The organism is Kitasatospora nipponensis, from assembly GCF_039528135.1.
Classification (GTDB): Bacteria; Actinomycetota; Actinomycetes; order Streptomycetales; family Streptomycetaceae; genus Kitasatospora; species Kitasatospora nipponensis.
In genome coordinates, this window is sequence record NZ_BAAALF010000279.1 from 1 (window position 1) to 7,654 (window position 7,654).

A 7,654-nucleotide genomic window follows, 5' to 3' on the forward strand; every position below is an offset into this window, starting at 1 on the left:
CGGGCGGCGGTGGCGCGGCCCGGGGTGAGCCGCGCGGTGAGGCGCGGGGCGAGGCGGTCCGCGCGGGGCTGCGCCGGCTGGTCGAGGCGATCGGGACCACGCCCGCGCTGATCATGAACGAGCGCAGCGACGTGCTCGCCTGGAACCGGCTGGCCGCCGCCCTGCTCGCCGACTTCGACGCGCTGGCGCCGCGGGAGCGGAACATGGCCCGGCGGATATTCCTGGACCCGGACGCCCGGGAGGTCCACCCGGACTGGGAGAGTGCCGCCGACCGGACGGTGGGCATGCTGCGGATGGCCGCCGGGCGCCGCCCGCACGAGCCGGAGCTGGTCCGGCTGATCGGCGAACTCTCGCTCGGCAGCGCGGAGTTCCGCTCGCTCTGGGCCGGCCACCGGGTGCACGAGAAGACCCACGGGAGCAAGCGGCTGCGCCACCCGGTGGCCGGCGAGCTGACGCTGACGTACGAGACCTTCCGGGCGCCCGGCGCGGCGCGGCACCTGCTGGTCGTCTACACCGCGGAGCCGGGCAGCTCATCCGAGCAGGCGCTGGCCTTCCTCGGGAGCCTCACCGCCGGCTCTGTCGACCGGAGTTGACGGGACGGTCGAACGGGCGGCGGGTGGCCGTGGGCCGGCGAGGTGGCGCATGGCGGGCCGCTCGACCACGGTGTGCAGCACCCAGGCGAGCAGCACGGCGACCCCCAGCGCCCCCGCCAGGAAGGCCACCGCCACGGGCGTGCGCCAGGCGGGTCCGTAGCCGAACGGGCTCGCCGGGCGGCCGAAGGCGCGGTGCCCGTACTCCAGCACCAGACCGTGCACCAGGTAGAAGGCGAAGGAGAGTTCGCCGAGCCGCACCATCACCCGGCCGCCCAGCACGCCGGGGCGCCGCTGGGCGTCGGCGTGCGCGGCGGCGGCGATCAGCAGGCCCAACGGGACGACCGTGCACGCCTCGAAGCGGTACAGGAAGGGCGCGTGCAGCGAGAGCAGGTAGCCGCCGGCCACCAGCAGCGCGGCGGGCCACCGGCCCAGCGGGATCCACCGGCCGGTGGCCACGATCCGGGCGAGCAGCATGCCCAGCACGAACTCCGGTAGCCGGGCGAGCGGGAACAGGTAGACGAACCAGATCTGGGTGAACGAGGCCGGGCCCCACGGCCAGCGCGGCTGGTCCGCGAGCAGGCCCTGGGCCAGCAGCACGACCAGCGGCACCGCGAGCGCGGCCGCGCCGGCGGCCCACCAGAGCAGCCGCGGGCGGATCGCGGCGACGGCCCGGTACAGCAGCGGGAAGCCCAGGTAGAAGAGCGCCTCCACGGAGAGCGACCAACTCACCGCGTTGACACTGGACATGTACGAGTAGCGCGGGACCCAGGCGTGCAGCAGCAGCAGATTGGCGGCGCCCTCGCGCAGGCCGGTGGACCCGCCGTTCCAGGCCAGCAGGGCGAGCGCGGCGAGGAAGGTGACCAGGTGGTTCGGGTAGACCTTCACCAGCCGCCGCCGCCAGAAGCCGCGCACGCCGTCCCCGGGCCGCGCGGACCAGGTGAGCACGAAGCCGCTGAGCACGAAGAAGAACGAGACGCCGACGAAACCGGCGCTCCCGGCGGCGGTGGCGAAGTCCTGTTGCAGGCCCACGTCGGTGAACGCGCCGGAGACGCTGCTGTGGTAGACGAAGACCAGGGCGGCGGCCAGGAAGCGCAGGCCGGTCAGCGAGGGCAGCCGCGAGGACGGCGGCGGCGGGGCGGGCGGTGAGGCGGCGGGTGGGGAGGCGGGCTGGTGGGTCGGCACAGGGGCCACGACCTTTCCGGGCGCGATGCGCGCCGGGCCCCGGTACCCCGTGGGCGGTGGGGCCCAGCGGTCCGGCGGGCCCGCCGGACCGCACCGAGCATGTCAAGACCCGCTCGCCGACGGGTCAAGCCCGGCTGGGTCGCGCCCGGGTACGGGGGCACGACCCGGCAGCGGCCCAGCGGCCCAGCGGCCCAGCGGCTCGGCCCCCGCTCACCGTCCCAGCATCACCGCCAGCGCCGACTCCAGCGCCGCCCGCGCGCCCGGTGCCCCGCCGGCGGCCGCGCCCGCCGAGCGCCAGACGATCACCCCGTCCGGGCGCACCAGCACCGCGCCCGCGTCGGTCACCCCGTAGGCCTTGGCCCAGGTGCCGGTGGGATCGGCCAACTCGCCCTCGCCGCGCACGGTGTGCACCCGCAGCGGCAGCGCGGTGGCCAGCGCCGCGGCCTCGGCGGCGGCCGGCCAGTGGCCCGGCAGCGAGCCGGTCAGCAGGACCGGCTCGGGGCCGAAGAGGTCGAGCGTGGAGCACTCCTGCCCGCCGCGGCGCAGCCGCACGTGCGGGGCCCGGGTGCCGGGCAGGCCCAGCGGCTCGCTCGTCCAGACCTCCTCGCCCTCCGCCGTGCCGGCCGAAACCGCAGCGCCGCCCGGCAGTTGCTCCTCGACCGCCAGCACCTGCGAGTGGTAGCGCCAGCCGAACCAGAGCGCCGCGTCGTCCACGATGCCCGGCGGCAGCCCGCGCCGCTCGCCGCGCTCGCCGCTGCGCGGCCGGTCCTGCTGGCGCAGCACGGCCTGGCGCACGGTGGCCGCGCAGACCGGCCGGCGCTCGGCGTCGTAGCTGTCCAGCAGCGACTCCCCGGCCTGCCCGGCGAGCACGGCGGCGAGCTTCCAGGCGAGGTTGTGGGCGTCCTGCACACCGGCGTTGGAGCCGAAGGCGCCGCTCGGCGGCATCACGTGCGCGGCGTCGCCGGCCAGCAGCACCCGGCCCTCGCGGAAGCGCTCGGCCACCTTGGCGGCGGCCTCCCACGGGACGGTGCCCAGGATCTCCACCGCCAGGTCCGGCACCCCGGCGGCCGCGCGGACCAGTTCGACGCAGCGCTCGCGGGTGTAGACCCTGGTCGGGTCCTCGGTCGAGGTCGGATCGAGGATCACGTCCAGGCGCCACTCGCGGCCGTTGTCCAGCGGGATCAGCGCGCCGCGCACCTGGGAGTTGAAGGTGTAGCACATCACGAACCGCCGCTCGCCGAGCTGTTCGGCGAGGTCGGCGCGGAAGTGCACGGCCAGGAAGCGGCCGAGCTGCCCGGTGCCGCGGAAGTCGATGCCGGCGCCGCGGCGCACCGCGCTGCGGGCGCCGTCCGCGGCGACGAGGTAGTCGGCCCGCACCTGCCAGGAGCACGCGGCGGAGCGGTCCCGCAGCCGGGCCAGCACGCCGCCGCCCACGCCCGGGTCCTGCTCGTAGGAGACGAACTCGGTGCCGAACACCAGCTCGGCGCCGGCCGCTTCGGCCGCCTCGCGCAGCACGCCCTCCAACTCGTTCTGGTGGCACAGGCACCAGTCGGTGGGGGAGAGGTCGCTCAGGTCGGAGCGGACCTCGCGGTAGTACTCCTCGCGGAACGCGCCGAGTTCGGGGCCGGCCAGCGAACGGGCCAGGCGCACACCGCTGTTGCGCGCCAGCAGCCGCGCCGAGGGCAGCGCGCGCAGCCGCTCCTCCAGGCCGACGCCGCGCAGCAGTTCCATCGAGCGCGGGTTGACGCCGCGGGTGCGCGGGTGGGCGGAGAGCTCCGGGCGCTGCTCCACCACCAGGCAGCGCACTCCCTGGCGGGCCAGGAAGAGTGCGGTGGACAGGCCGACCAGGCTGCCCCCCACGATCAGTACCCGGGCCTGCGGTTGCGTGGTCATCCGATCCCCCTTCGGGTGTTACGACGGTACGAGGTGCCCGGACGATCGCCTCCCTCGATCGGGGACGACTCAAGTCGGGCCCCATTGACCGGGATTCGAGGCCCGGGAGCCAGGCTGGCCCGGTCGGGCCGAGCCGGCCGGACGAGGCCACGGGCGAGAGAGAGGCGGGCGGAGATGGCGCAGCAGCAGCAGGGCGCGGCCACCAGCGGCACGGCCCCCAGCAGTGCTGAGAACAACGGGAACCCGAGCGGCGAGCCGGTCCGGGTGATCCTGCGGATGGACATCGTGCCGGGGCGCGAGGAGGAGTTCGAGCAGGTCTGGCTGGAGATCGGCAAGATCATCGCGACCCGTACGGCCAACCGCGGGCAGGTCCTGGTGCGGGCCACCGAGGGCGACGGCAGCCACGTCTACTACGTGCTGACCGACTGGGCCGACGAGCCGAGCTTCCGGGAGTTCGAGACCAGCCAGGCGCACGTCGAGCACCGCCGCCGGCTCGCCCCGCTGCGCGCGGGCGGCTCGATGACGGTGACCCGGATCGTCCACGACCTGCGCTCCCCGGTCCCGGCCTGAGGGTCCGAGCGCCAGCGCCCGAACACGAGCACCTGAGCGCGCGCACGCACGACTGCGGCGGGGCCCCGACCGGGGTCCCGCCGCAGGCACGTACGCGCCGTGTCGGACACGCGGTGTCAGACGCCGCCGTCGACGTTCAGGGTCACGCCGCTGATGTAGGCGGAGGTGTCGCCGGCCAGGAAGAGGATCGAGCCCGCCACGTCCTCCGGCTGGCAGATCCGGCCCAGCGCGGTCATCCCGACGATCCGCTCCACCGCCTCCGGCGGCAGGCCGGCGCCCGGCTCGGTCTCGGTCAGCCCGGGGGCGACCGTGTTGACCCGGATGCCGCGCGGGCCGAGCTCCTTGCAGAGCGCGCGGGTCAGGCCGATCAGGGCGGCCTTCGAGGCGGTGTAGTGCACGCCGCGGACCCGGCCGCGGGTCGCCACCGAGGAGCCGACGTTGATCACCGAGCCGCCGTCGGCGAGCAGCGGCAGCACCGCCTGGGTCACCAGGTAGGCGGAGGTGACGTTGTGGTCGACCACCCGGTGCCACTCCTCCTCGGCCAGGTCGGCGAACCAGACCTGGCCGTCCACGCCGACGTTGTTGACGACCGCGTCCAGCCCGCCGACGGTCTCCTGGATCCGGGCGGCGACCGTGGCCACGCCGGCCGAGGTGGTGACGTCGGCCTGCACGAGCAGGTGGCCCTCGCCGAACTCCTTCAGCTCCTGGGTGAGCGTGGCGGCGTCCTCGCCACCACTGCGCGAGACCACCACCAGCTGCGCCCCGGCGCGGGCGAAGGCGAGCACGGTGGTGCGGCCGATCCCGCGGGTGCCCCCGGTGACCAGCACACGCTTGCCGACCAGTCCCTGGTCCATCTGTCCTCCTGCGATCTGCGATGCCTGTGATCTGCGGCCTGCCGGTTGTCCGCCGCCACCGTCGCGCGGCCCTCTCGGGTCTGCCTGGACAGCGGGTCGACCGGCCGGCCGTCCCCACCGGCTCGACCACCGGTGCGACCACCGGCTTCGAGTTCGCCGCGACCGGGCCGATAGGGGGGTGGGAGAGCTTCGGGGCAGCCGTTCCACCCCGCGCGCCGGGCGCGCCGGCGCCGCCGGGTCCAGGTGGGACGAACCGTCAGTCTCCCGGGAGGATGGACGATCCATGCGGATCCTGTTCACGACGTGGGCGTGGCCCTCGCACCTGTACTCGCTGGTGCCGCTGGCCTGGGCCTGCCGCGCCGCCGGGCACGAGGTGCTGGTCGCCAGCCAGCCCGAGATCTTCGACGAGATCGTCCGCACCGGCCTGCCGGCCGCCGCGGTCGGCACCGACGTCGACGCGGTCGGCCTGGTGTCCGGCTACCTGCTGCCGTCCGCCGCCGTCCCCGCGCCGGTCGTGCCGGCCGGTCCGGAGGGCAAGGGCCCGCGCGCCATGCGGATGTTCTACGCGCACGCCGACTCGATGGTCGACGACCTCACCACGCTGGCCCGCGACTGGCGGGCCGACCTGGTGGTCTACGAGCCCACCGCGCTGGCCGGCCCGATCGCCGCGGCCGCCGCCAAGATTCCCGCGGTGCGCCACCTGTACGGCACCGACCTGCTGGTGCGGGCCCGGGGCATGCTGCCCGACGTGCTCGCCCCGCTGGCCGAGCGCAACGGAGCCGGCGCCTTCGACCCGTTCGGCGCGTTCACCATCGACCCCTGCCCGCAGGAGTTCCAGCTGCCGGTGGACTACCAGCGCAAGCCGGTGCGCTACCTGCCCTTCAACGGCCCCGGCGCCGCGCCCTCGCCGGCGCTCGCGCCGCCCGCCGCCGGCCGCAAGCGGGTGGTGGTGACCTGGGGTCACACCCTGGCCAAGCTCTCCGACGCGCACTTCTTCGCCCCGCAGGCGGCCGCCGCCGTGCGCGGCGCCGACACCGAGGTGGTGCTGGCGGTCTCCGCCGCGCAGGTGCCGCTGCTGGCCGGGCTGCCCGACGACATCAAGGTCGTGGTGGACGTGCCGTTGAACCTGCTGCTGGGCGACGCCGACCTGGTGGTCTCGCACGGCGGGGCGGGCACCGTGCTGACCGCCCTGCACGCTGGCCTGCCGCTCCTGCTGGTGCCCCAACTGCCGGACCACACCGGGCACTCGGCCCGGGTACTGGCCACCGGCGCGGGTGAGGTGCTGACCCGCGACGAGGCCACCGTCGAGCAGCTGCGCGAGGACGCCCAGAGCCTGCTGGAGGACGGCCCGCAGCGCGCCGCCGCCCGGCGCCTGCGCGAGCGGATCCTGGAGCAGCCGGCACCGGCCGACCTGGTGCCCGCCCTGGAGCAGCTGGTCGAGCGCGGCCCGGCCGAGAGCTGAGTCCGCGGCCCGGCCGAGAACCGGGTCCCCGGCCGACGTACCCCCGCGGTCACCCGCCCCCCCCACCGGCGGGTGACCGTCGCCCCTCGACGGGCCGCCGCCGCGCCCGCCCCACCGGGTACGGCGGCGGGCCGGCCACCGCGAAACCCCGCCGCCGGGCGCCCCGCCGGGCGCGCGCCGGTGCGACGACGAAGGAGAGAACCGTGGAGATCGGCGTGGGCCTGCCCACCACCGTGCCCGACAAGTCCGGCCCCGAACTGCCGCAGTGGGCCCGCCGGGCCGAGGAGTGCGGCTTCGCCAGCCTCGGCGTGCTGGACCGGTTGGCGTACGACAACTTCGAGTCGCTGGTCTCGCTGGCCGCGGCCGCCGCGGCGACCGAGCGGATCCGCCTGGCCAGCACCATCCTGATCGCCACCTACCGCGGCGGCGCGGCGCTGCTGGCCAAGCAGGCGGCCACCGTCGACGCGATCTCCGGCGGGCGCCTGACCCTGGGCGTGGCGACCGGCGGGCGCGACGACGACTACCTGGCGACCGGCGCCGACTACGCGGGCCGCGGCGACGCCATGGACCGGCTGCTGCGCGAGCTGCGCGAGATCTGGGCCGGCCAGGGCCCCAACGGTGCGATCGGCCCGCACCCGACCCGCGAGAACGGGATCCCGCTGCTGGTCGGCGGGCACTCCGGGCGCGCGATGCGGCGCTCGGCCGAGTTCGGCACCGGCTGGATCGCCGGGGGCAACTCGGTGACCGCCTACGCCGAGCTGGTCCGCCGGGCCCAGCAGACCTGGCGCGAGGCGGGCCGCACCGAGAAGCCGCGGATGGTCTCCCTGGTCTACGCCTCGCTGGGCCCCGACTCGCTGCAGGTGGCGGGCAGTTACCTGCGTGGCTACTACTCCTTCGTCGGCCCCAAGGCCGAGCGGACCGCCTCCGGCGTGCTCGCCGACGCGGTCCAGCTCAAGGACGCCGTGCAGGCCTACGCGGAGGCCGGCTGCGACGAGCTGATCCTGCTGCCCTGCACGGCCGACCTCAAGCAGGTGGAGCTGCTCGCCGAAGCCGCGCTCTGAGCCACCCGCCCCGGCGCCGTGACCGACGACGGTCACGGC

7 protein-coding genes are annotated in these 7,654 nt (G+C 75.8%); 4 read left to right on the forward strand and 3 right to left on the reverse strand.

What is annotated here, in order from left to right:
* Positions 1-593 (forward strand): MmyB family transcriptional regulator (locus ABD323_RS38090; RefSeq protein WP_486327165.1); only part of this gene is annotated, 593 nt, incomplete at its 5' end.
* On the opposite strand, the gene ABD323_RS38095 is transcribed toward ABD323_RS38090, so the two are convergent.
* A complete protein-coding gene (locus ABD323_RS38095) occupies positions 531-1,784 on the reverse strand; it encodes an acyltransferase family protein (protein WP_344446685.1) in 1,254 nt (417 codons plus the stop codon). The genes ABD323_RS38090 and ABD323_RS38095 overlap by 63 nt on opposite strands.
* Before the next feature lie 201 nt (positions 1,785-1,985).
* The gene (locus ABD323_RS38100) at positions 1,986-3,668 is read right to left on the reverse strand and encodes an FAD-dependent monooxygenase (protein WP_344446686.1); all 1,683 of its coding nucleotides are present in this window, start codon (positions 3,666-3,668) and stop codon (positions 1,986-1,988) included.
* A 174-nt stretch (positions 3,669-3,842) separates the two neighbouring features.
* On the opposite strand from ABD323_RS38100, the gene ABD323_RS38105 reads away from it, so the two are divergent.
* A complete protein-coding gene (locus tag ABD323_RS38105) occupies positions 3,843-4,238 on the forward strand; it encodes an antibiotic biosynthesis monooxygenase family protein (protein WP_344446687.1) in 396 nt (131 codons plus the stop codon).
* Positions 4,239-4,354: 116 nt separating this feature from the next.
* On the opposite strand, the gene ABD323_RS38110 is transcribed toward ABD323_RS38105, so the two are convergent.
* A complete protein-coding gene (locus ABD323_RS38110; RefSeq protein ID WP_344446688.1) occupies positions 4,355-5,092 on the reverse strand; it encodes an SDR family NAD(P)-dependent oxidoreductase in 738 nt (245 codons plus the stop codon).
* 283 nt (positions 5,093-5,375) lie between these two features.
* On the opposite strand from ABD323_RS38110, the gene ABD323_RS38115 reads away from it, so the two are divergent.
* Positions 5,376-6,554, forward strand: a complete 1,179-nt coding sequence (locus tag ABD323_RS38115; RefSeq protein ID WP_344446689.1) for a nucleotide disphospho-sugar-binding domain-containing protein — start codon at positions 5,376-5,378, stop codon at positions 6,552-6,554.
* Between the two features lie 203 nt (positions 6,555-6,757).
* Positions 6,758-7,615, forward strand: a complete 858-nt coding sequence (locus ABD323_RS38120) for an LLM class flavin-dependent oxidoreductase (protein ID WP_344446690.1) — start codon at positions 6,758-6,760, stop codon at positions 7,613-7,615.
* The last annotated feature ends 39 nt before the right edge of the window (positions 7,616-7,654 follow it).